The following is a 20,788-nucleotide window of genomic DNA, read 5'->3' on the forward strand; positions in this document are numbered from 1 at the left end:
CTGCCGCAAAGTCGGTCCCCATCCAACGCCGTTTATTTTCGAGGCCCGGCCGGCACCAGATGGACAGGGTTGTCCTCCGAAGAGAACCACCAACAGAGCCTCCCGCTCGATCGCCCCCGAAAGCCGCAACGGTCGCCGTACGTGCGCCCTTCCCGTGCTTTCAGGTGAGTATAGGATACGGGAGGTCTGAGACCCTGCTGGGAATAAAGATTTAGCCCAGCGATTTCAGCGGATTGGCGCGCATCAAGCCGGGGACATGCACTTGTGCGTGTCCCCAAACTCATCCGCTGGGCATGCCGATCCGACGCTGCGGACGTCGTTGGGGACACGCACAAGTGCATGTCCCCGGCCGTGGCTGCCCACCACCTCCCCCGTCTCATGGGTGAGGAGATGCACCCAGCTCCGTTTTCGGCTTAGCTCGGCGCGTCACCCATCCCGAGTCCCCCCATGCACCGCCTGCTGACCGCCCTCGCCCTGATCCTGGCGCCCGCCGCCGCTTACGCCGCCCAGCCGATCCTGCTGAAGCCCGCGCGGGTGTGGACAGCCGAGGACGCCGGGCCGCCCCACGAGGGGTGGGCCGTTCTGGTCAGGGACGGCCGGATCGCCGCCGTCGGCCCCGTCGCCGGCCTGGACGCCACGGGCGCGGAGGTGATCGACCTGCCCGGCGCCACGGTGATCCCCGGCCTGATGGACCTGCACAGCCACCTGCTGCTGCATCCCTACAACGAGGCCTCGTGGGACGATCAGGTGCTGAAGGAGGCGCCCGACTACCGCGTGGTGCGCGCCACCGTGCACGCCAAGGCCACCCTGGACGCCGGCTTCACCACCCTGCGCGACCTGGGCACCGAGGGCGCGGGCGTGGCCGACGTGTCGCTGAAGCGGGCGATCAAGGACGGGGTGATCCCCGGCCCGCGCCTGTTCGTGGCCACCCGCGCCATCGTCGCCACCGGCGCCTACGGCCCGGCCCGCCGCAACTACAATCCCGACGCCGACCTGCCCCAGGGCGCCCAGGAGGCCAGCGGTGTCGACGAGGTCGTCCGCGCGGTGCGCGAACAGGCCGGCGCCGGGGCCGACTGGATCAAGATCTATGCGGACTACCGCGTCGGCCCCGACGGCTCGACCCAGGCCACCTTCAGCCTGGAAGAGCTGAAGGCCATGGTCGAGACCGCCCATTCCACCGGCCGCCCGGTCGCCGTCCACGCCTCCAGCGACGAGGGCATGCGCCGCGCGATCCTGGCCGGGGTCGACACCATCGAGCACGGCTACGGCGGATCCGAAGCCACCTTCAGGCTGATGGCCGAAAAGGGCGTGGCCTTCTTCCCCACCCTGACGGCCAGCGAGGCGACCTCGACCTATTTCGGCGGCTACGTCGCCGGCAAGACCCCGGCCACCCCGGCCATGCAGGCGGCCGAGCGGGCCTTCCGCCTGGCGCTCCAGACCGGCGTGACCATCGGCGCGGGCAGCGACGTCGGCGTCTTCCGCCACGGCGACAACGCCCGCGAGCTGGTCTGGATGGTCAAGGATGGCATGACCCCGGTCCAGGCCCTGCTGGCGGCCACGGCGGTGGACGCCAAGGTGCTGCGCCGCCAGGACGACCTGGGGCGGCTGAAGCCCGGGTTCCTGGCCGACATCGTCGCGGTGGCCGGTGATCCGACCAAGGACATCGAGGCGACCAAGGCCGTGACGCTGGTGATGAAGGACGGCGTGGTGGTGCGGCGGCCCTAGCCCGCCAGGGCCTCGCGCACCCTGGCGACCAGCTGTCGGGCGGTGAAGGGCTTCATCACATAACCGGCCGCGCCCAGCTGCATGGCCTGGACGATGCGGTCCAGCCGGCCCTCGCCGGTGATCATCAGCACCGGCAGATCGGCGCCGTTGGGGGTTTCCTTGATCGCCTTCAGCGCGTCCAGGCCGCTCTGGCCGGGCATGCGCACGTCCAGCAGCAGCAGGTTGGGCCGATCACGCGACAAGGCCGGCAGCATCTGGTCGACCGAGCCGAAGGTGCGCGCCCGCAATCCGTCGGCCGCCAGGCTGATCTCGATCAGCTCCAGCGTGACGGGGTCATCGTCGACGACGAAGATCAGGGGCGCAACCGACATGCCCGAAGGTTAACGCGGCGATTCCCCTGGGGAAAGCAAGCTCCCGCTTGAGTTTAGCGAGTGCCGAAGGTGCGATCTCCGGCATCTCCCAGTCCGGGCACGATGTAGCCGTGGTCGTTCAGCTCGCCGTCGACGGCCGCCGTCCAGATCTGCACGTCCGGATGGGCCGCTCGAAGGGTGTCGACGCCCTGGCGCGAGGCCACCAGGCAGACGAAGCGCAGGTCGCTGACGCCCGAGCGCTTGAGCAGGTCGATGGCCGCCACCGCCGTGTGACCGGTGGCCAGCATCGGGTCGACCACGATCACCAGGCGGTCGGCGATGTCCTCGGGGGTCTTGTAGTAGTACTCGACCGCTTCCAGCGTTTCGGGATCGCGGAACAGTCCGATGTGCGCCACCCGGGCCGAGGGTACGAGGTCCAGCATGCCCTCGGCCATGCCCAGGCCGGCCCGCAGGATGGGGGCGAAGACCAGCTTCTTGCCGGCGATCACCTCGGCGTCGGTGGGGGCCACCGGCGTCTCGATCCGCACGGTGTGGGTCGGCAGAGCTCGGGTGACCTCGTAGCAGAGCAAGGTGGCCGTCTCGCGCATCAGGGCGCGGAACGTCTTGGTCGAGGTGTCCCTGTCGCGCATCTTGGTCAGCTTGTGGCGGACCAGGGGGTGGTCGACGATCGTGACGCCTTGCATGGCGGAACTCCTTCTCTCGGCGGACCAAGTGCCGCCTCAAGGCCGCGCCGCCAAGCGGAAATCGTCAGTCGCGCACGCCGTAGGCGGCCAGGAACATCTCCACCGCCGGCAGCACCTCGCCGTCGATCTCCTCGGGCGTGGGCTCGCCCATGGCGTTGCACAGCCGCGCCTTCATCATCCAGTTCTGGATCAGGCCGATGAACTGGTGGCCGGCGTGCACCGGGTCGGCGATCTTCAGCTGGCCGTCGTCGACGGCCTTCTGCAGGATGCCGCCCAAGAGCTCGGCGCCGCGCCGCGGCCCGGTCTCGTGGAACGCCTCGCCCAGGGCCGGCGTACGCTGGGCCTCGGCGACGATCACGCGGAAATTGGCCATGCTGTAGTCGCTCAGCACGGTCGACAGGAAGACGCGCCCCACGCGGATGAGGGTCGCGCGGATGTCGCCCGCCTCGGCGGCCAGCTCGAACATGGAATCCCGCTGCCAGGCGCAGTGGCGGACCACATAGGCGGCGAACAGATCCTCCTTGTTCTTGAAGTAGTTGTAGAGCGTGCCCTTCGACCCGCCGACCCGGGCGGCGATCGTCGACATCGACGCATTGGCGTAGCCCTCCTCCAGGAAGACGTCGCGGGCGACGTCGAGGATGGCTTCGCGGCGGGCGTCTCGGTCGAGACGTGGTTTCACGTCCTGCATCGTGTCTTTCCTTCGGGCGCCCCTTGATCCCGTCGGGCCGTGGGCTATATCAGCGCCACTATATGACCGTACAGTACGGTCAATTCAAGGCCAGCGCCCATGATCTCGACCGCCCTGGACAAGACGTTTATCGCTTCGCCTGTCATACGATCACACAGCGCACAGCAAATCGGCGCCACCGTTTCGATCCTGCTGGCCGCCCTGCTGACCAGCGCCTGCGCGACCATGCCGGACGCGGCCCCCGCCCGCGTGGCCAAGGCGCCGGAGGCCTACGCCACAGCCCAGTCCCTGCCCGCTTCCAACGCCGCCTGGCCCGCCGATGCGTGGTGGGAGGCCTATGGCGACGCCCAGCTGGACGGCCTGGTCGACGAGGCCCTGGCCGGCTCGCCCACCCTGGCTCAAGCCGAAGCGCGCCTGCGCCGCGCCCAGGCCCTGGCCCGCCAGGCCAAGGCCGCCCAGCTGCCCTCCGTGACCGCCAACGGCGGCGTCGAGCGCGCCAAGCAGAGCTACAACAACGGCATTCCCGCCGACTTCGTCCCCCAGGGCTATAACGACTACGGCCGGCTGAGCCTGGACTTCGCCTGGGAGCTGGACTTCTGGGGCAAGAACCGCGCGGCCGTCGCCGCCGCCACCTCCGAGACCCGCGCCGCCCAGGCCGACGCCGCCCAGGCCCGGCTGATGCTGGCCACCTCGGTCGCCGCGTCCTACGCCGATCTGGCCCGCCTCTATGCCGAGCGCGACGTGGCCGAGCGGTCGGTGGCCCTGCGCACCGAGACCTTGAACCTGGTCAGCGACCGGGTGACCAACGGCCTGGATACGCGCGGCGAGCTGCGCCAGGCCGAGGCGGGGCCGCCCAACGCCCGCGCCGAGCTGGCCGCCATCGACGAGCAGATCGCCCAGACCCGCAACGGCCTGGCCGCCCTGCTGGGCGCCGGTCCCGACCGGGGCCTTTCCATCGCCCGTCCCACCGCCTCGGCCCTCAAGCCGCTGGGCCTGCCCGCCAACCTCGCCGCCGACCTGATCGGCCGTCGTCCCGACGTCGTCGCCGCCAGATGGCGGGCCGAGGCCGCCAGCAAGCGGATCGGCCAGGCCAAGGCGGCCTTCTATCCGAACGTCAACCTGGCCGCCGCCATCGGCGTGCAGTCGCTGCACCTGGACAAGCTGTTCGACAGCGGCTCGGACGTCGGCAGCGTGGGCCCCGCCGTCAGCCTGCCGATCTTCGAGGGCGGCCGGCTGAAGGCCAATCTCCGCGCCGCCGAGGCCGACCGCGACGCGGCCGTGGCCGCCTATGACTCCGCCGTGACCCAGGCCCTGCGCGACGTGGCCGACGTGGCCGCCAGCGAGCGGGCGCTCGACACCCGCCTCACCGAGTCCCGCGCCGCCCTGGCCGCCAGCGAGGACGGCTTCCGCATCGCCACCCTGCGCTACAAGGGCGGCCTGTCGACCTATCAGAACGTGCTGGTCGCCGAGCTGGCGGTGCTGACCCAGCGCCGGATCGTCGCCGATCTGGAAAGCCGCGCCCTGACCCTGGACGTCGCCCTGGTGCGCGCCCTGGGCGGCGGCTTCGCCCCCGCCTGACGCTCTTCGAACCGATTTCCGCCGTTTCCCGTTTTCGCGCCTTCAGGACGATCCCAATGGCCGACACCGCCGCCTCCCCTTCCAAGCCGAACAACCGCCGCCAGCTGCTGACCGGCCTCGCCGCCGTCGTGGTGGTGGGGATCGTGCTCTGGGTCCTCTACGCCGTCTTCATCGGCGCGAACCACGTCGAGACCGACAACGCCTATGTCGGGGCCGAGGTCGCCCAGGTGACGCCGCTGATCAGCGGTCCGGTCGCCAAGGTGCTGGTCTCCGAGACCCAGGTCGTCGCCGCCGGCCAGCCGCTGGTGGTGATCGACGACGCCGACGCCAGGATCGCCGTCCTGGCCGCCCAGGCCGCCCTCGGCCAGGCCCAGCGCAAGGTGCAGGGCTACTTCGCCAGCGACACCGCCCTGGCCGGCCAGGTCGCCGCCCGCGACGCCGACATCGCCCGCGCCAACGCCGGGGTGACCGGCGCCCAGGCCAGCCTGGAGCAGGCTCGCGTGGAGCTGTCCCGCCGCAAGGCCCTGGCCGACTCCGGCGCCGTCTCGGGCGAGGAACTGACAACCGCCCAGAGCCAGTTCACCAACGCCCAGTCGGCCCTGACCGAGGCCCGCGCCGCCCTGGCCCAGGCCAAGGCCACCCGCGCCGCCGCCGAGGGCAGCCGCGAGGTAAACACCGCCCTGATCTCGGGCCTGCCCGCCAACAAGAACCCCGAGGTCGCCGCCGCCGAGGCGCGCCTTGCCTCCGCCCAACTGGCCCTGGACCGCACCGTGCTGCGCGCGCCCCTGGCCGGCGTCGTCTCCAAGAAGGCCGTGCAGGTGGGCCAGCAGGTCCAGATCGGCGCGCCGCTGATGGCCATCGTCCCGACGACCAACGCCTATGTCGACGCCAACTTCAAGGAAGTGCAGCTGGACAAGGTGGCCATCGGCCAGCCGGTGGTGCTGACCTCCGACCTCTACGGCGGCGGCGTGAAGTTCCACGGCCGGGTCACCGGCCTGTCGGGCGGCACCGGCGCGGCCTTCTCGCTGATCCCGGCCCAGAACGCATCGGGCAACTGGATCAAGGTGGTCCAGCGCCTGCCCGTCCGCATCGCCCTGGATCCGGCCGAGCTGAAGCAGCACCCCCTGCGCGTGGGCCTGTCGATGAAGGCCACGATCGACACTTCCAAATAGTCCGCTAGTCCGCGTCTCTTAGTCCCCCAAGGAAGCGCCGCATGGCCGACCAGGACTCCTCCCCCGCACCCGCCGGCGCCGCGCCGGCGGGCCCCGCGCCCCTGACGGGCGTCACCCTCGGCGTCACCGCCGTGGCCCTGGCCCTGGGCACCTTCATGCAGGTGCTGGACGGCACCATCGCCAACGTCTCGATCCCGACCATCGCCGGCAATCTGGGCGTCAGCTCCAGCCAGGGCACCTGGGTGATCACCTCGTTCGCCGTGGCCAACGGCGTCTCGGTGCCCCTGACCGGCTGGCTGATGGGCCGCTACGGGGTGGTGAAGACCTTCGTGGTCTCGGTGATCCTGTTCACCATCGCCTCGTTCCTCTGCGGGATCTCGTGGAGCCTGTCGTCGCTGATCGCCTTCCGCCTGCTGCAGGGCCTGGTCTCGGGTCCGATGATCCCAGGCTCGCAGGCCCTGCTGATCATGATCTTCCCGCCCCAGAAACGGGGCACGGCCCTGGCGATCTGGTCGATGACCACCCTGGTGGCGCCGATCTGCGGGCCGATCTTGGGCGGCTACATTTCCGACAACATCTCCTGGCCGTGGATCTTCCTGATCAACGTGCCCGTCGGCCTGCTGTGCGCCTTCCTGTGCTGGCGCGGCATGAGCAGCCGCGAGACCCCCACCCGCAAGGTTCCCATAGACACCACCGGCTTCATGCTGCTGCTGGTCTGGGTGGGCGCCCTGCAGGTGATGCTGGACACCGGCAAGGAAGCCGACTGGTTCAACTCGCCGGCCATCGTGGTCGAGACCCTGGTGGCCATCGTCGGCTTCATCGCCTGGGTCATCTGGGAGACCCACGAAAAGCACCCGATCGTCGACCTGTCGCTGTTCAAGTCGCGCAACTTCGCCTTGGGCACCCTGGCCTTCTGCCTGGGCTACGCGGTGTTCTTCGGCAGCAACCTGCTCCAGCCGCTGTGGCTGCAGACCCGCATGGGCTACATCGCCACCTGGGCGGGGCTGGTGGCCGCGCCCAGCGGCGTGGTCGCGGTGATCCTGACGCCGTTCATGGCCCGGCTGATGCAGAAGGTCGACGCGCGCTGGACCGCCACCCTGTCGATGGCCGCCTTCGCCCTGTCGTTCTTCATGCGCTCGGAGTTCACGCCGGACGTCGACTTCCGGGCCCTGGTCTGGCCGATGCTGGTGCAGGGCGTGGCCATGAGCACCTTCTTCCTGTCGATGGTGACCATCTCGCTGAACGGCGTGGCGCCGCACCAGCTGCCCAGCGCCTCGGGCCTGTCGAACTTCTCGCGGATCACCGCCGGCAGCTTCGCCGCCTCGCTGGCCACCACCATCTGGGACCGTAGTGAGTCGCTGCACCAGACGCGCCTGGCCGAGACCATGGCCTCGGACGATCCCACCTGGATCCAGGCCATCGAGCACATGCAGGCGGTCGGCATGAGCCACGCCCAGGCCGTGGGGGCGGCGACGGCCCAGGTGGTCAACCAGGCCTATTTGCTGGCCACGCTGGACTTCTTCCGCGCCTCGGCCTGGCTGACCGTGCTGCTGATCCCCTGCATCTGGCTGACCAACAAGGCCATGAGCGGCGGCGGCGCCCCGCCGCCCGCCGACTGACCGCTACCCTTCCCTCTCGACGCGACCTAGGATAGCGCTGTCGAGAGGGCCCCGAGACACGATGACCACGCCGACCGCCAATCCTCTGCGCCTCTACCAGCAGGTCGCCGCGTCGATCAGCGAGGCCATCGCGGACGGCCGTCATCAGCCCGGCTCGCGCCTGGCGTCCGAGCGCGACCTGGCCGAGGAATTCGGCGTCAGCCGCCCCACCGTTCGCCGCGCCGTGATCGCGCTTGAGATGCGCGGCCTGCTGGAAGCCCGCCAGGGCTCGGGTGTCTATGTGCGCTCCGGCGGCCAGCCGCCGCCTCCGCCGCGCGACCTCGACATCGGGGCCTTCGATCAGGCCGAGGCCCGCCGCCTGTTCGAGGGCGAGAGCGCGGCCCTGGCCGCCACCCTGATCACCGACGACGAGCTGGCCTATCTCGAGACCCTGGTCGTCGAGATGAACAGCGAGAAGGCCACCAAGGAGCAGTCCGAACTGGCCGACCGCCAGTTCCACATCTCCATCGCCCAGGCCACCCGCAACAGCGCCATCGTCCGCGTGGTCGAGAACACCTGGGACCTGCGCTACAAGTCGCGCCTGTGCATGCAGATGCTGGAAAAGGCCCGGCACGTGCGCAAGCGTCCGCTGAACGACGAGCACCAGGACATCATCGAGGCCCTGCGCACCCGCGACCCCAAGGCCGCCCGCGCCGCCATGCAGACCCACCTGGGCGGACTGATCGAGAACCTGCTGTTGACGGCCGAACTGGAGGCCATGGAGCAGACGCGCGAGCGGCTGGCCTCCAAGCGCGAAGAGATCGCGCTGCGGGCGGCGAGCGCGGCGAAGTAGCGCCCACCGTCGGGGACATGCCCTTGCGGCGTGTCCCCATCAGCATCCACCGAGCCAAGACTTGGGGACACGCCGCAAGGGCATGTCCCCGGCCGCGTTGGACTTAGCCCGGCTGCCGCTCTGGTGTCGGCGCGGCAGGGACATTGACCACCGGCGGAGCGGCGGGCGCTGCTGGGGCCGCCGGCGGCGGAGCGTTCGGATCAGCCGGAGCGACCGGAGCCACGCCTTCCACCGGAACCGCGTTCGGATCCAGCGGCAGCCCATCCGGTCCCACCAGCGTCGCGTCCTCGGCCGCCGACACCGCGTCGTCGCCCACCACTTCTTCCGCCGCCTTGGGGGCGTTGCGGTTGACGGCGTAGGTGGCCACGCTCTTCCAGATCTTGGCCGGCAAGCCGCCGCCGACCACGCCGTTCATGGCGCTGTTGTCGTCGTTGCCCACCCACACGCCGATCACGATGTCGCCGACATAGCCGACGTAGAGGGCGTCGCGGTAGTTCTGGCTGGTGCCGGTCTTGCCGAAGGCGCCGGGGATGGCGGCCTCGATGCCGGTGCCGCGCTGGGTGGCCGAGCGCAGCAGGTCGCGCATGCTGAAGAGTTCGGCCTTGGTCAGCGGATGGACGTTGGCCGGCTTCTTCCAGTCGGCCAGGCCGTGCGGGATGATCGGGGCCTCGCCCGCGTCGATGGCCGCATAGGCCGCCGTCAGCCGCACCAGGCTCATCGGGCCGGTGCCGAGGGCCAGGGTCAGGTCGTCGGGGATCGGGTCGGTGATGCCCAGGTCACGCGCGGTGCGCACCACCGCGTCGCGGCCGATGTCGTGGGCCAGGCGCACGGCCGCCACGTTGGACGAGGCGGCGAAGGCGGTGATCAGCGGCACCTCGCGCCCGGCGTACTTGCTTTCGTGGTTCTTGGGCGTCCAGCCGCTGACCTGCACCGGGGCGTCGAGGATCGGGCTGGTGGCGGTCATGCCCTGGCGGATGGCCGCCAGGTAGACGAACAGCTTGAAGGCCGAGCCGGGCGGGCGGTCGGCGTCGGCGCGGTTGAACTGGCTGACCTTGTAGTCGCGGCCGCCCACCATCGCCAGGATGCTGCCGTCCTTGCGCATGGCCACGATGGCGCCCTGGGTGACGTTCAGCACCTTGCCGTCGCGGGCGATGGCCTGGTTCAGGATCTTCTCGGCCTGTGCCTGGAGATCGCTGTCCAGGGTGGTGCGAACGATCGTCTCGCCATAGGTGTTCTCGAACACCTCCTTGGCCTGGGGGAAGACCCAGTCGGCGAAGTACGAGCCGGTGGGCAGCTTCTTGCGGCCGGTCTCGACGCGCACCTGGTTCACGGCCAGCTTGGCCTGACGCTCGGTGATGACGCCGGTGTCGACCATGGCGCCCAGCACCACCTTCATCCGGGTCTTGGCGCCGGCGAAGTTCTCGGTGGGGGCCCAGCGCGACGGCGCCTTGACCAGGCCCGCCAGCATGGCCGCCTCGCCCACCGTCAGCTGATCGGGCGACTTGTCGAAATAGTGCCGCGAGGCCGCGCCCAGGCCGAAGGCGCCGTCGCCGAAATAGACCGACGACAGGTAGCGCGACAGGATCTCGTCCTTGGACAGCCGGGCGTCCAGATAGAGGGCGATCAGCACCTCCTGGATCTTGCGCCGGAAGGTGCGCTTGTTGGACAGGAAGGCGTTCTTGGCCAGTTGCTGGGTGATGGTCGAGCCGCCCTCCGACACCCCGCCGGCCTTGGCGTTGGCGCCCACGGCCCGCAGGATCGCCTTGGGGTCCACGCCCATGTGCTTGTAGAAGCGCCGGTCCTCGATGGCGATGAAGGCCCCCGGCACATAGGCCGGCAGCTTGGAGACGTCGACCGGGGCCTCCTTGTAGGAACCGCGCCGGGCGATCGGCTTGCCGTCGGCGGCGACGATCACCAGGGTCGGATTGGCCAGGGGCTCCAAGGCGCGGCCCAGGGGCAGCGACCAGAGCAGCGACGCGATCACGGCGATCACCACCAGCACGGTGGCGGCCGCCCCGCCGATCAGCCACGGCCGGCGCTTCCAGATCGGCGGCTTGGCGGACGGCGGAACGGGCGGCGGAGGCTCGGCGGCCTCGACGACGGGCGGCTCGACGACCTCGGGCTCGACCGGCTCGACGACGGCCGGAGCCTCCTCGACCAGCTCGACCGCCACAGGTTCGGCGGCCTCCACGGCGGGCGTCTCGACGGCTTCGGCCTCGACCGGCTTCGGCTTGGCGCGGGACCGTTTCGGCTTCGGCTTGAGCTCAGCGCCCTCGACGACCGCCGCGGCGGCGTCGGTCGCGGCCTTGGCGCGGGGCTTGCGGACGCGCTTGGGCTTGGCCGTCTCGTCCGGGGTCCCGGCGGGCAGCGTCGGGTCGGTGGGCTCGAGATCGTCGGCGGCGTCGGACATTCGGATCGCACTCGTTCGGCGGAAGTTCGCCAGCAAGAGCGCGGCAATAGCACAAGCGATCCGTAGGGCGGCACGCGCCCCAGTCGTGTCGCGCAAAAAATTTGGCCGGACCTGGGGGAGGTCCGGCCATTCAGTGGGGGAACGATCTCGGGAGGCGGTCTAGAAGTTCACGTCCAGGCGCGCGCCGAAGTAGCGGAAGGCGTCGCGACCGGGGAACCAGGTCTTGCCCTGGGCGGTCGGGATGGCCGGGTTGCTGTAGCCGGACGTGCCGTTGCCCAGGCCCTGGGCGTAGCGTTTGTCGAATAGATTGGTGGCGAAGGCGGTCAGCTTGTACTTGCCGTCCCGGTCGGCGATGCCGAGGTTCAGGTCGGTGACGCTGTAGGCCTTCTGGATCGTGCGCGGGTCCTGGCTGAGCGAGAAGTTGATGTCGTCCTGCCAGCGGATGTTGGCGCCGATGAAGCCCTTGAACGGCACGCTGTCGGGCAGGTCGATGTCGTACTGACCGCCCAGGCTGAACTTGTACTTGGGCACATTGTTCAGGCGCTTGCCCGCCAGGTTCTGCACCCGGCCGTTGGTGGTGGGGGTGCGGTAGCACTCGCCCGGCGCGCCCACATAGCCGACGGGCTGCAGCGGCAGAGCCGCCGTGGCCGGCTGGCTGTTGTTGCAGGGGCCGTTCGGGAAATCGACGACCGTGGCGTCGGTATAGGCGAAGGCGCCGTTCAGGCGGAAGTTCGCGGTGATCCGCGCCACCGCGTCCAGCTCCAGCCCCTGGGTGCGCAGCTGGCCCACGCTGTTGAGGAAGGTCAGGAAGGTGCCGTCGGGCAGGAACGAGGTCACCGAGGTCTGGAAGCCCTTGTAGTCGGCCCGGAACAGGGTGGCGTTGAAGTAGACGCGGCGGTCGAAGAGGCTGCTCTTGAAGCCCAGCTCGTAGTTCTTGGCCGTTTCGGGCGGCACCGGCATCTGGGCGGCGATCCGGCTGTCGAAGGTGCTGACCAGGTCGTAGGCCTGACCCTTGTAGCCGGTCGAATAGGTGGCGAAGGTCATGATGTCCGGCGTCCACTTGTACTGGACCCCGATCTTGCCGGTGACGGCGTCGTCACGGTCGGACTTGCCGAAGTACTGGTGGGTGGTGGCCGCGCCGGGGGCGGTGCTGGCGAAGATGGTCTTGTCGAAGTCGTAGCTGATCTTCTGGCGGTTCCAGCGGGCGCCGCCGGTCAGGCTCAGCTTGTCGGTCAGGTCGTAGGTGGCGTTGGCGTAGGCCGAATAGTTCTCGTTGGTGCTTTCGGCCAGATAGCGGGCCAGCTGCAGCACCGGACCGCGATCCAGGAACCGGTCCAGGTCGTTCTTGGCGTACCACAGGCCGGCCACGTAGCGCAGCTTGCCCTGGCCCGGCGAGGTCAGGCGGAACTCCTGCGTCCAGGACGAGGCGTGGAAGTAGCCGTTGATCACCGCGCCGCTGTTGATCCCCGAGGGGCTGGCCACCGGGAAGCCCAGCAGGAACGGCACGTCGGTGCCGTCGATGTCCTGGAAGTCGCGCATCTTCCAGCGGTCGTGCGAGGTGATCGACGACAGGACGTGGCCCTTCAGGGCCGAGCCCTCGTCGAACACGTAGTCCAGGCGGCCCGTCGTGCCGAACACCTCCGAATTGCCGCCGCCGATGCGATCATCGGCGCGGATGAAGTGGTTGTTCTTGTCGATGGTGATCCCGCGCAGGGTGGTGGTCGCGGGGAAGCCAGGCTCGCCCTGATAGTAGAGGCCCGGCGTCAGCTCGGTGATGGCGCTGGCGCAGCAGCTGGAGACGTTGTGGTTGAACCGTGGCGCGAGACTCAGGGTCAGGTTCTCGGTCGGGGTCCACTCGATCTTGGCCGTGGCGGTCAGGCCCGAGCTGCCGTTGACGTTCTTGCCGGTGGTCAGGTTCTTCAGATTGCCGTCGTAGTCGCTCTTGGACACCGTCAAGCGCACGCGGACGTCGTCGTTGACCGGGCCCGTGACCGTGAAGCCCGCGCGCTTCTCGCCGTCGTCGGTGGTCAGCAGCATGGCCTTGCCCCCGAAGGTATCGGACGGGGCGGCGGTGGCGATGTTCAGCACGCCGGCGATGGCGCTCTTGCCGAACAGGGTCGACTGCGGGCCGCGCAGCACCTCCACCCGCTCCACGTCGATCAGGTCCTTGAAGGCGGCGGCCTGGAAGCCGATCGGCACGTCGTCGATGACCACCGCGACGTCGGACTCCACGGCGATGCCGTTGGAGAAGGTGCCGATGCCGCGCATCTTGATGCTGAAATTGCCCGGCTGGCTGCCGTAGTCGATCGAGATGGCCGGCGACAGCTTCACCACATCGCCCAGTTCGCGGACGTTGTTGCGGTCGATCACGTCCTGGGTCAGGGCGGTCACCGACACCGGCACGTCCTGCAGGCGCTCGGCCCGCTTGGTGGAGGTGACGATGATCTCTTCCAGCTGGACCGACGGATCGCCGCCGGCCGTCTGGGCCTGGGTCACGCCTGACAGGGCCGCGACGGCGATCATGGCCGTGGACGCCAGCAGGACACGCTGAATCGCTTGCATGCTTCTCTCCCCTTCGTTTCCTCGCGCGGCGCTGGCCGGTTATTTGGTCAATTATCAGCGCCAGTTTTGGTAAGGCCAAAATTGGCCATTGGTCACTTAAATTGTCAAGCCAGTTATGACAACGTTGCCATTACGTGATAAATAATTGAAAACACTGAACTCCATCGATGTCACAGCTCGGAACCCCTTCGCCGGCTTTGCCAAATCGAACGATCCATGGTCATTTAGCTTTGCGGATGCGCGGCAAATTGGTAATGCCAAATTGGTCACACAAATGGGGGAGCGCATGATCCGCGACGCACAGACCGGCAGGGCCTCGCCGCCCAGCGCGCAGCGGGCGCGATGACCGGGTCCGACGGCATGAACTTCCGGTCCACCACGGATCGCGACGGCCTGCGCCGGATGAGCGCGGCGGACGTGCGCGACACCTTTGTGATCGGCGACCTGTTCCGCCCGGGCCAGGTCTCGGCGACCTATGTCGAGGTCGATCGCGCCGTCGTCGGCTCGGCCGCGCCGCTGGACCAGCCCCTGCCCCTGCCCACCGACCGCCGCCTGGCCTCGGCCTATTTCTGCGAGCGCCGCGAGATAGGCGTGATCAACATCGGCGGTCCGGGCCGGATCGAGCTGGACGGCGACGGCCACGACCTCGACACCCTCGACAGCCTGTATGTCGGCCGCGGCGTGCGGTCGGTGATCTTCGCCAGCGCGTCGGCCGAAACCCCCGCCAAGTTCTACTTCGTCAGCTATCCGGCCCACGCCGCCCATCCCAGCCGCCTGGTGCGCAAGGCCGAGGCGCGCGTGATCCAGGCCGGCGACCAGAAGACCGCCAACCGCCGCGTCATCCGCCAGAGCATCCGGCCGGGCGTCGTCGAGACCTGCCAGCTGGTCATGGGCTTCACCGAGCTCGAGCCCGGCAACGTCTGGAACACCATGCCGCCCCACACCCACGGCCGGCGCAGCGAGATCTACATGTATTTCGACATCGCCCCGGCCGCCCGGGTGATGCACATCATGGGCGAACCCTCCGAGCCCCGGACGGTGTTCATGGACGCCGGCGAGGCGGTGTTCTCGCCCAGCTGGTCGATGCACAGCGGCGTGGGCACGGCCGACTACCGCTTCGTCTGGTCGATGGGCGGCGAGAACCTGGACTTCGACGACATGGACCACCTGACCCTGGCCGACCTGCGCTAGGCGCGGACGGTCCGACAACGACAAGAACGACCGCCAAGAAGTAGATTGGGGAGACGAGACGATGCCGCGACGCCTGACGGGAGCCCTCCTGGCCACCGCCGCCCTGCTGGGCGCCCTGCCCGCCTGCGCCGCGACGCCCGCCAAGCCGGCCGCCAGCGCCACACGCCCCGACGCCGCCGTCCTGGCCGCCGGCGCCCACGTGGCCGACTGGCAGCTGGCCCACATGGGAAGCTTCGACTACATCCCCGCCTCGTCGTTCCGCCGCGACACCGAGGCCCCGCGCGACTGGATCCAGGCGGCGTTCTATATCGGCCTCTCCGCCTATGCTGACGCCTCGGGCCAGGCCAAATACGCCGACGCTATCGTCGCCCACGGCCAGGCCGAGGGCTGGGGCTTCGACAAGCGCCCGCGCCACGCCGACGCGGACGCCACGAGCGCCGTCTGGATCTGGGCCGCCAATCGCACCCACGACCCAGCGAAGCTCGCCCCCACCCGCGCCCGCTTCGACGCCGTCCTGGCCGCGCCCTCCACCGTTGACCTGGGCTTCGACGCCAAGCCCCCCGAGGGCGGCGATCCCTACTGCCAGGCGCGCTGGTGCTGGAGCGACGCCATCTTCATGGCCCCGCCCGCCTGGGTCGCCCTGACTAAGTCGACCCAGGACCCGCGCTACCTGGCCCATGCCGACAGCGAGTTCTGGGCCACCACCGACCTGCTCTACGACAAGGACGAGCACCTCTATTTCCGCGACAGCCGCTTCATCGCGCGGCGCAGCGACGCCGGCGCCAAGATCTTCTGGGGTCGGGGCAATGGCTGGGCGTTCGCGGGCCTCGCCCGCATCCTGCAGGACCTGCCCAAGGACCATCCCAGCCGGCCACGCTACGAGGCGATCTTCAAGCAGATGGCCGCCAGGATCGTCACCCTGCAGGGCGAGCAGGGCTACTGGCCGGTCTCGCTGCTGGAGCCGCAGAAGACGCCGGAGACCAGCGGCACGGGCTTCTTCGTCTACGGCCTGGCCTGGGGCGTAAACCACGGCCTGCTGCCCGCCGCCGAGTATCGGCCGGCCATCGACAAGGGCTGGAAGGCCCTGACGGCGGCGGTCGAGCCCGACGGCAAGCTGGGCTGGGTGCAGCGCGTGGGCGTGGCCCCCGACCAGGTGGGGGCGGACGACACCCAGCTCTACGGCGTCGGCGCCTTCCTGCTGTCGGCCAGCGAGGTCTCGCGGCTCCCTCCGGCCAAGCGGTGAAGCATTGCTCCGCCCCTTCGCCCCGTTAGGATGATTGGCATGACCACCGGCGCGCCAGACACCCAGAAGCTCTACCAGCAGATCGCCCGCGCGATCGCCACGGCCATCAACGACGGCCGCTACGCGCCGGGCGACAGGCTGCCGTCCGAACGCGAGCTTGCCGACGACTTCGGCGTCAGTCGTCCCACCATCCGCGACGCCATGATCGCCCTGGAGTTCCAGGGCCTGGTCGAGGCGCGCCAGGGCTCGGGCGTCTATGTCAACGCCGTCGCCGCGCCGGGGACCGAGGATCCGTCCGAGATGGAGGTCGGCGCTCTGGAGCTGACCGAGGCGCGGCGATTGTTCGAGGGCGAGGCCTGCGCCCTGTCGGCGGCCACGGTCACCGACGAGCAACTGGCCCAGCTGGACCAGATCGTCGGCCAGATGGCCCGCGGCTTCGCGCCCGACGAGGTCGAGCGGCTGGAGCAGGAGTTCCACCTGGCCATCGCCCGCGCCACCGGCAACGCCGCCATCGAGGCGGGGGTCGAGGACCTGTGGGCCCTGCGCCAGCAGTCGCCGACCTGCGGGACCCTGCTGCGGCGGGCTCGGGCCCACGGCGGCGGCGACTTCGTCGAGGAGCACCGCGCGATCGTCGCGGCCCTGCGCGATCACGATCCCAAGGCCGCCCGCCAGGCGATCCACGCCCACCTGGCCCAGGTGATCGACGACCTGCTGGCCGTGGCCGAACTCGACGCCCTCCAGCAGACCCGCCAGAAGATGGCCGAGCAGCGCCGCGAGCTGGCTCGGCGCACCGAGATCTAGAGCGAGCGCCCATGTCCAAGCTGATCCTGTCCCTCGCGGCCGCCGCGTGCCTCTCCGCTCCTGTCCTGGCCAACGCCCAGGCAGCCCTGCCGCCCCTGGTCGAGCCGGTGCTAGCCAAGCCCGACGCCGAGGGCCAGAAGCCCCGCGCCATCGTCGCCTATGCGCCCTATCGCTACGACGACATCCTCTGGGAGAACGACCGCACCGCCCACCGCATCTACGGCCCGGCCCTGCAGGCCGCCGAGCCGCCCTCGACCTCGGGGATCGACGCCTGGGGCAAGCTGGTGCGCTGGCCGTTCATGGAGCGCCAGCTGAAGACCGGCAAGCAGCACGACTTCCACGGCGAGGGGATGGACTTCTACGACGTCAACACCTTCCGCGGCGCCGGCGGCCTGGGCGTCTGGCAGGACAACAAGCTGTGGACCTCGCGCAACTGGAAGTCCTACGAGATCCTCAAGACCGGCGGCGACGTCGCCCAGTTCAAGGTCACCTACGCCCCCTGGCCGGTCGACGTGGACCGCAAGGTCTGGGAGACGCGCACCTTCACCCTGCCCCTGGGCACGAACTTCACGCGGATGGTCTCGACCATCAGCTCCGACAAGCCCGGTCCGCTAGTGGTCGGTATCGGCATCAGCAAGCGCAAGGCCACCCATCAGGGCGCCGGCGGGGTGTTCACCAAGGCGGATCTGGGCGCGGGTCGGGTTTCGTACTGGGAGCCCACCGATCCGGTGAAGGGCACCATGGGCATAGCGTTGATGGTCGATCCCAAGGCCCTGGTCGAGGTGCGCCAGGACGCCGACAACTACATCGTCCTGGTCAAGGTCGAGCCGGGCAAGCCGTTCGTCTACTACATGGGCGCGGCCTGGGACAAAGGCCTGGACTTCCACGACCGGGCGGGCTGGGAGGCCTACGTGAAGGCCCAGGCGCCGGACTTCGACCCGACGCACTGAGGCGCGCGGAACTACCCCCAATATCGCAAGCACCCATCTGTGAACGGATTTGCGGACTCGGTGATCGCCAATTTGGAGATTTCCCTCTGTCGGATCGGCTCACTCCCCTTTGTCATAGCTACGCCTTGCGCGAGATCGATCGTCATGTGATCCAAAAACAAGTTTGGAGGGAGTGAACGATGGGCAAAGCGCCGAAAACGAGTGATACCGCGACCGCCCCCGCTGCACGAGACATGTCATGGCTGGAAGCGACGCAACGGGTGTTGGCGCAGGCAGATAGCGCGCTCTCGCCGTCAGAAATATCAGATCGTATCCTAAATGCTGGCCTTCGAAAGAATGGGGGCGCAACACCTGCTCAGACTGTAGCAGCAACGCTAAGCACTTCCCTTCGAGACGATGAAACCCCCTTCGTAAAGGTCTCTAGAGGCCTCTTTACAGTTAAAATAAAAGTTGAAAGCAAAACGCAATCGGAAGATTCCAAAAACTCCAACGCAGCTGAACAAACAGAAACCGGAGCCCTAAGAGCTTTTGGAATGTATTGGAAGCGTGATGACGTTGTTTGGAGCGGAACACCTCGCCTGATAGGCCGACAAGGCACGGGCGCATCCGACGTGAATTTTTCAGATCAAGTCGGCGTATATCTACTACATGATAGAGATCGTGTAATTTATGTTGGGCGCGCTACAGATAATCTCTACATTAGATTGAAAGCCCACACTTCCGATCGATTGTCCGGCAGATGGGATAGATTTTCCTGGTTTGGGCTTCGCGGGGTCAGCGACACCGGGATACTTATTGAAGAAAATGTCCCCTGGACTCACGATGTAGTAATAGAGACTATGGAGGCCCTACTAATTGAAAGCCTTGAACCTCCATTAAATCGAAAGCGAGGCGACAATTTTTCTGCCGTAGAATTCGTTCAGGTAACGGATCCTCAAATTGAAAAAAGAAAAAAGCAGGCGCTTCTCGAAGAAATTCGCAGAAATATGGGTTTGGACTGAAATGAACAGCACCCGGCCGAGGCAGTTCGCTTCCGTCGATGGAGGAAGGAGTTGGTGCGGGCGGTCGGGGTCGAACCGACACTCCTTTCGGAACCGGATTTTGAGTCCGGCGCGTCTACCAGTTTCACCACGCCCGCGCTTCGATCCGACCTGGGTCGGCGAAGGGAGGCTTGTCTAGCAAAGGCATGGCGGAAGTTCCAGTCGTCGCGATGTCTTTCCTTTGGTGCTTTTCTGTCGACGCCTTCCGGCCGATGCTCGCGCCGCGCGCAGGAGAGTCGCCTTGTCCCAGCCCCGCCCCGGCCCTCGCAACCTGATCACCGACGTGCCCGGCCTGACCGTGGGCCACGCGACGGACGAGGCTGTGCGCAGCGGCGTGACGGTGCTGCTCTGCCCCGAGGGCTGGGTCGCCGCTGTGGACGTGCGCGGCGGCGGTCCGGGAGTCCGCGAGAGCGACGTGCTGCGGCCCGAGAACAATTTCAGCCGCGCCCATGCCGTGACCCTGTCGGGCGGTTCGGTGTTCGGCCTGGGGGCGGCCGACGGGGTGGCGGCGGCGCTGTCGGCGGCGGGCCACGGCATCAAGCGCCTGCCCGACGTGCCGGCCATCCCCATCGTACCGGGCGCGGTGCTGCACGACCTGGGCAACGGCGGCGACAAGGCCTGGGGCCTGGAGCCGCCCTATCGGAGCCTGGGCCTGGCGGCGGTGACGGACGCCGGCCAGGACTTCCCGCTGGGCTCGGTCGGGGCCGGACGCGGCGCGGTGGCCGGGGTCCACAAGGGCGGGATCGGCTCGGCCTCGCTGGACCTGGGCGAAGGCCTGATCGTGGGCGCCCTGGCGGCGGTCAATCCGGTGGGCTCGGTCTACATGGCCGACGGCGGGACCTTCTGGGCCTGGCCCTTCGAGATCGACGGCGAGTTCGGTGGGCGCAGGCCCGGCGCCCTGGCGGCGGCGGTCGAGCCCGTGCCGGACGACACCAAGCTGGCGGCCCTCAACCGCTTCAACGCCGGCGCCAACACCACCCTGGCCGTGGTGGCGACCACCGCGGCTCTGACCACCGCCGAGGCGACGCGCGTGGCGATGATGGCCCAGGACGGCCTGGCGCGCGCCATCCGCCCGGTCCACACGCCCTTCGACGGCGACGTGGTGTTCGCCCTCTCTTCAGGCGCGGTCGAGATCGAGAACGACGCTAGGCGCGCCCTGACGATCGCCAGGCTGGGCTCGGCGGCCGCCGACGCCCTGGCCCGGGCCATCGCGCGCGGGGTGTTCGAGGCGCGCTAGCCGCCCGGCGCGGTATCGGCCCCATAAAGCGTGCCGGCGGCGATCTCCAGCCGGCCCAGCAGGCGCTTCAGCGTCGCCACCTCGCCCGGGGCCAGGCCGGCCAGCAGGGCGGCCTCGTAGGCTCGCGCCAGGGGCACGATCTCGGCGAACAGGCGACGGCCGGCGGCGGTGAGCTCCAGGCTGTGCGAGCGGCGGTCGACGCGGTTGCTGAGACGCACGGCCAGGCGGCGCTCGACCAGATCCTGGGCCGCGCGGCTGACGCGCACCTTGTCCATGGCCGTGCGCACGACGGCGGCCTGCTGGGTCAGCGGGCCTTCGGCCAGCACCGACATCAGCCGCCATTGCGGGATGCTGAGGCCGAAACGGTCTTCATAGGCGCGAGCGATCAGGCGGCTGACGGCGGTGGACGCCGTGGCCAACTGATAAGGCAGATAGTCGGCCAGCGAGACGTGCTCGGGCGCGCCTTCGGGGGGTGTCTGAGTCATCGGTGAGACCGTCGCGGCCATGCCCTGTTTCCTTCCGTCCTCCAGACGCCCGCGACTCTGGCGGTCGCTCGCGTCGACGAGGCCCGATCTGGCGCGGGGCGCGGGCGCGGCTCAATCATGGCCAAGCCCGGGGACAGGAAAGCCGGCGTTTCGCTTGGCGGTTGTGCATTCGACCGCCTGGACGCCCAGCGAAGGGGCGCC

The 20,788-nt window shown here is 68.9% G+C and carries 17 protein-coding genes and 1 tRNA gene; 11 read left to right on the forward strand and 7 right to left on the reverse strand.

The window, feature by feature from the left end:
- The first annotated feature begins 447 nt into the window (after nucleotides 1-447).
- Nucleotides 448-1,725: a metal-dependent hydrolase family protein gene (locus AC07OA_RS10760; protein WP_494663802.1), complete on the forward strand. Its 1,278-nt coding sequence runs from the start codon at nucleotides 448-450 to the stop codon at nucleotides 1,723-1,725.
- Here AC07OA_RS10760 and AC07OA_RS10765 read toward each other — a convergent pair.
- The 3 genes from AC07OA_RS10765 to AC07OA_RS10775 form a co-directional block, all read right to left on the reverse strand.
- On the reverse strand, nucleotides 1,722-2,096 hold the full coding sequence (locus tag AC07OA_RS10765; RefSeq protein WP_494663803.1) for a response regulator: 375 nt from the start codon (nucleotides 2,094-2,096) through the stop codon (nucleotides 1,722-1,724). The genes AC07OA_RS10760 and AC07OA_RS10765 overlap by 4 nt on opposite strands.
- A gap of 53 nt (nucleotides 2,097-2,149) precedes the next feature.
- Nucleotides 2,150-2,779: a uracil phosphoribosyltransferase gene (upp, locus tag AC07OA_RS10770; protein WP_494663804.1), complete on the reverse strand. Its 630-nt coding sequence runs from the start codon at nucleotides 2,777-2,779 to the stop codon at nucleotides 2,150-2,152.
- Between the two features lie 64 nt (nucleotides 2,780-2,843).
- Nucleotides 2,844-3,467 carry a TetR/AcrR family transcriptional regulator C-terminal domain-containing protein gene (locus AC07OA_RS10775; protein WP_494663805.1) on the reverse strand — a complete coding sequence of 208 codons (624 nt, stop codon included), beginning with the start codon at nucleotides 3,465-3,467 and terminating at the stop codon, nucleotides 2,844-2,846.
- A 99-nt stretch (nucleotides 3,468-3,566) separates the two neighbouring features.
- Between AC07OA_RS10775 and AC07OA_RS10780 the strand changes: the two genes are divergently transcribed.
- The 4 genes from AC07OA_RS10780 to AC07OA_RS10795 all read left to right on the forward strand — a co-directional run bounded on the left by AC07OA_RS10780 (nucleotide 3,567) and on the right by AC07OA_RS10795 (nucleotide 8,668).
- The gene (locus AC07OA_RS10780) at nucleotides 3,567-5,045 is read left to right on the forward strand and encodes an efflux transporter outer membrane subunit (protein WP_494663806.1); all 1,479 of its coding nucleotides are present in this window, start codon (nucleotides 3,567-3,569) and stop codon (nucleotides 5,043-5,045) included.
- Between the two features lie 56 nt (nucleotides 5,046-5,101).
- Nucleotides 5,102-6,217: an HlyD family secretion protein gene (locus tag AC07OA_RS10785; protein ID WP_494663807.1), complete on the forward strand. Its 1,116-nt coding sequence runs from the start codon at nucleotides 5,102-5,104 to the stop codon at nucleotides 6,215-6,217.
- Nucleotides 6,218-6,258: 41 nt separating this feature from the next.
- Nucleotides 6,259-7,836 (forward strand): DHA2 family efflux MFS transporter permease subunit, encoded by a 1,578-nt coding sequence (locus tag AC07OA_RS10790; protein ID WP_494663808.1) that lies wholly within the window; start codon nucleotides 6,259-6,261, stop codon nucleotides 7,834-7,836.
- Between the two features lie 61 nt (nucleotides 7,837-7,897).
- Nucleotides 7,898-8,668, forward strand: coding sequence for a FadR/GntR family transcriptional regulator (locus AC07OA_RS10795; RefSeq protein WP_494663809.1), 771 nt, complete (start codon nucleotides 7,898-7,900; stop codon nucleotides 8,666-8,668).
- A 103-nt stretch (nucleotides 8,669-8,771) separates the two neighbouring features.
- On the opposite strand, the gene AC07OA_RS10800 is transcribed toward AC07OA_RS10795, so the two are convergent.
- Together AC07OA_RS10800 and AC07OA_RS10805 are read right to left on the reverse strand one after the other, a co-directional pair.
- Nucleotides 8,772-11,078 carry a transglycosylase domain-containing protein gene (locus tag AC07OA_RS10800; RefSeq protein WP_494663810.1) on the reverse strand — a complete coding sequence of 769 codons (2,307 nt, stop codon included), beginning with the start codon at nucleotides 11,076-11,078 and terminating at the stop codon, nucleotides 8,772-8,774.
- Between the two features lie 159 nt (nucleotides 11,079-11,237).
- Nucleotides 11,238-13,640, reverse strand: a complete 2,403-nt coding sequence (locus AC07OA_RS10805) for a TonB-dependent receptor (RefSeq protein WP_494663811.1) — start codon at nucleotides 13,638-13,640, stop codon at nucleotides 11,238-11,240.
- A 342-nt stretch (nucleotides 13,641-13,982) separates the two neighbouring features.
- On the opposite strand from AC07OA_RS10805, the gene kduI reads away from it, so the two are divergent.
- The 5 genes from kduI (at nucleotide 13,983) to AC07OA_RS10830 (ending at nucleotide 18,826) form a co-directional block, all read left to right on the forward strand.
- Nucleotides 13,983-14,831 (forward strand): 5-dehydro-4-deoxy-D-glucuronate isomerase, encoded by an 849-nt coding sequence (gene kduI / locus AC07OA_RS10810; protein WP_494663812.1) that lies wholly within the window; start codon nucleotides 13,983-13,985, stop codon nucleotides 14,829-14,831.
- A 61-nt stretch (nucleotides 14,832-14,892) separates the two neighbouring features.
- Nucleotides 14,893-16,074, forward strand: coding sequence for a glycoside hydrolase family 88/105 protein (locus AC07OA_RS10815; protein WP_494663813.1), 1,182 nt, complete (start codon nucleotides 14,893-14,895; stop codon nucleotides 16,072-16,074).
- Nucleotides 16,075-16,113: 39 nt separating this feature from the next.
- Nucleotides 16,114-16,875, forward strand: a complete 762-nt coding sequence (locus tag AC07OA_RS10820; RefSeq protein WP_494663814.1) for a FadR/GntR family transcriptional regulator — start codon at nucleotides 16,114-16,116, stop codon at nucleotides 16,873-16,875.
- An 11-nt stretch (nucleotides 16,876-16,886) separates the two neighbouring features.
- Nucleotides 16,887-17,825: a DUF4861 family protein gene (locus tag AC07OA_RS10825; RefSeq protein WP_494663815.1), complete on the forward strand. Its 939-nt coding sequence runs from the start codon at nucleotides 16,887-16,889 to the stop codon at nucleotides 17,823-17,825.
- Nucleotides 17,826-18,004: 179 nt separating this feature from the next.
- Nucleotides 18,005-18,826, forward strand: coding sequence for an HTH domain-containing protein (locus AC07OA_RS10830; RefSeq protein WP_494663816.1), 822 nt, complete (start codon nucleotides 18,005-18,007; stop codon nucleotides 18,824-18,826).
- Nucleotides 18,827-18,878: 52 nt separating this feature from the next.
- On the opposite strand, the gene AC07OA_RS10835 is transcribed toward AC07OA_RS10830, so the two are convergent.
- Nucleotides 18,879-18,963, reverse strand: a tRNA-Leu gene (locus tag AC07OA_RS10835).
- 143 nt (nucleotides 18,964-19,106) lie between these two features.
- On the opposite strand from AC07OA_RS10835, the gene AC07OA_RS10840 reads away from it, so the two are divergent.
- Nucleotides 19,107-20,102 (forward strand): P1 family peptidase, encoded by a 996-nt coding sequence (locus AC07OA_RS10840; protein ID WP_494663817.1) that lies wholly within the window; start codon nucleotides 19,107-19,109, stop codon nucleotides 20,100-20,102.
- Here the strand turns inward: AC07OA_RS10840 and AC07OA_RS10845 are convergent.
- A complete protein-coding gene (locus AC07OA_RS10845) occupies nucleotides 20,099-20,608 on the reverse strand; it encodes a MarR family winged helix-turn-helix transcriptional regulator (protein ID WP_494663818.1) in 510 nt (169 codons plus the stop codon). The genes AC07OA_RS10840 and AC07OA_RS10845 overlap by 4 nt on opposite strands.
- Nucleotides 20,609-20,788: the final 180 nt, after the last annotated feature.

The sequence above is a fragment of the Caulobacter sp. GW821-FHT09B08 genome (assembly GCF_059418225.1).

Excerpts from the sequence above, each read along its gene's own strand:
- AC07OA_RS10760 (WP_494663802.1), top strand. The coding sequence starts at position 448 with ATGCACCGCCTGCTGACCGCCCTCGCCCTGATCCTGGCGCCCGCCGCC.
- AC07OA_RS10765 (WP_494663803.1), bottom strand. The coding sequence starts at position 2,096 with ATGTCGGTTGCGCCCCTGATCTTCGTCGTCGACGATGACCCCGTCACG.
- upp (WP_494663804.1), bottom strand. The coding sequence starts at position 2,779 with ATGCAAGGCGTCACGATCGTCGACCACCCCCTGGTCCGCCACAAGCTG.
- AC07OA_RS10775 (WP_494663805.1), bottom strand. The coding sequence starts at position 3,467 with ATGCAGGACGTGAAACCACGTCTCGACCGAGACGCCCGCCGCGAAGCC.
- AC07OA_RS10780 (WP_494663806.1), top strand. The coding sequence starts at position 3,567 with ATGATCTCGACCGCCCTGGACAAGACGTTTATCGCTTCGCCTGTCATA.
- AC07OA_RS10785 (WP_494663807.1), top strand. The coding sequence starts at position 5,102 with ATGGCCGACACCGCCGCCTCCCCTTCCAAGCCGAACAACCGCCGCCAG.
- AC07OA_RS10790 (WP_494663808.1), top strand. The coding sequence starts at position 6,259 with ATGGCCGACCAGGACTCCTCCCCCGCACCCGCCGGCGCCGCGCCGGCG.
- AC07OA_RS10795 (WP_494663809.1), top strand. The coding sequence starts at position 7,898 with ATGACCACGCCGACCGCCAATCCTCTGCGCCTCTACCAGCAGGTCGCC.
- AC07OA_RS10800 (WP_494663810.1), bottom strand. The coding sequence starts at position 11,078 with ATGTCCGACGCCGCCGACGATCTCGAGCCCACCGACCCGACGCTGCCC.
- AC07OA_RS10805 (WP_494663811.1), bottom strand. The coding sequence starts at position 13,640 with ATGCAAGCGATTCAGCGTGTCCTGCTGGCGTCCACGGCCATGATCGCC.
- kduI (WP_494663812.1), top strand. The coding sequence starts at position 13,983 with ATGACCGGGTCCGACGGCATGAACTTCCGGTCCACCACGGATCGCGAC.
- AC07OA_RS10815 (WP_494663813.1), top strand. The coding sequence starts at position 14,893 with ATGCCGCGACGCCTGACGGGAGCCCTCCTGGCCACCGCCGCCCTGCTG.
- AC07OA_RS10820 (WP_494663814.1), top strand. The coding sequence starts at position 16,114 with ATGACCACCGGCGCGCCAGACACCCAGAAGCTCTACCAGCAGATCGCC.
- AC07OA_RS10825 (WP_494663815.1), top strand. The coding sequence starts at position 16,887 with ATGTCCAAGCTGATCCTGTCCCTCGCGGCCGCCGCGTGCCTCTCCGCT.
- AC07OA_RS10830 (WP_494663816.1), top strand. The coding sequence starts at position 18,005 with ATGGGCAAAGCGCCGAAAACGAGTGATACCGCGACCGCCCCCGCTGCA.
- AC07OA_RS10845 (WP_494663818.1), bottom strand. The coding sequence starts at position 20,608 with ATGGCCGCGACGGTCTCACCGATGACTCAGACACCCCCCGAAGGCGCG.